Annotated in this window: 1 protein-coding gene and 1 other annotated feature; the gene reads left to right on the top strand. The window is 65.4% G+C overall.

All coding sequences use genetic code 11. The features are described 5' to 3' along the window. Positions 1 to 55 precede the first annotated feature (55 nt). Positions 56 to 1,314 (top strand): IS3 family transposase gene (locus ACT3T9_RS18835; RefSeq protein ID WP_443337303.1). Its coding sequence is split into 2 segments (ribosomal slippage): positions 56 to 338 and positions 338 to 1,314, totalling 1,260 coding nucleotides; the frame shifts between segments, so codons are not numbered across the junction. Further along, positions 337 to 465 (top strand) — a sequence feature (AL1L pseudoknot). Its footprint overlaps the gene before it by 129 nt. Positions 1,315 to 1,345: the final 31 nt, after the last annotated feature.

Below are 1,345 nucleotides of genomic sequence, written 5' to 3'. Positions count from 1 at the left end.
TGATTCACCCCGGGGATGATGGAGGGACTGAAGCCACGGAAAGGACTTCACCCTCATGGCCGCACCACGTAAGTATCCCGACGAGCTCCGAGAGCGAGCGATCCGGATGGTCTTGGACCTCCTCGAGGAGGATCCCGGCTCCCAGCGGGGAGTGTTTCGCCGGGTCGGTGACCAGCTCGGCGTGAACCCCGAGACCCTGCGCGGCTGGGTCCGTCAGTCCCAGATCGATGCCGGCTCCCGCCCGGGCACCACCACCGACGATGCGCAGAAGCTCGTCGAGCTCGAGAAGGAAGTGCGCGAGCTTCGGCGCGCGAACGCGATCTTGAGGTCTGCGTCGGCTTTCTTCGCGGCGGAGCTCGACCGCCCCTCCAGGTGACCTGCTCGTTCATCGACGAGCACAAGGAAGAGTTCGGAGTCGAGCCGATCTGCACGACCCTGCGAGAAGCAGGCGTCCAGATCGCTCCGAGCACCTACTACGCTCGCCAGCAGCGCGAGCCGTCTGCCCGGGCACGCCGGGACGAGGTCCTCAAGGAGGAGATCGCGCAGGTTCACCACGACAACCTCCGCGTGTTCGGCGCGAGGAAGATGCACATCGTGCTCAACCGTGAAGAAGATCGCCTCGGGCGCGGGCACGTCGCGCGCTGCACGACCGAGCGCCTGATGCGCGACCTCGGTCTCCACGGGATCCGCCGGAAGAAGGCACCGAACACGACGAGATCCGCGCCGAGGGAGGATTGCCCGGCAGATCTGGTGGACCGCCATTTCAGCGCGTTCGCGCCGAACCAGCTGTGGGTCGCGGACATCACCTACGTCCACACGTTCTCCGGATGGGTCTACGTCGCGTTCGTGATCGACGTGTTCAACCGGGAGATCGTGGGCTGGCGAGCGTCTCGCTCGCTACATACCGAGCTCGCTCTAGATGCCTTGAACATGGCGATCTACCTGCGCAGACGCGAGGGGGCAGACCTCAGTGGGCTCGTGCATCACTCCGACCGAGGAGTCCAGTATCGGGCGATCCGCTACGGGCAGGTCCTGGCCGAGCAAGAAGCGGTCGCCTCGGTCGGCTCACGCGGCGATTCCTATGACAATGCGCTGGCCGAGGCCCTGAACTCGCTGTTCAAAGCCGAGGTCATCCGGAACCTCGGTCCTTGGAAGGGCATCGACGACGTCGAGATCGCGACCGCGGAATGGGTCCACTGGTTCAACACCTTCCGGCCCCATCTCTCGCTCGGCGGTCTCACACCGCAGGCCTTCCGCGACGCCTCCTCCACGACCGTTCCCGAACCGCTCCCCGAGACCCTCAACGCCAGATAACCGACCCTCCACCAAAACCGGGGCTTGACAC

This window comes from Brachybacterium sp. AOP29-B2-41 (assembly GCF_052378395.1).
Classification (GTDB): Bacteria; Actinomycetota; Actinomycetes; order Actinomycetales; family Dermabacteraceae; genus Brachybacterium.
Note: the sequence above shows the minus strand (reverse complement) of the source record. Positions and strands in the feature narration are given on the sequence as shown.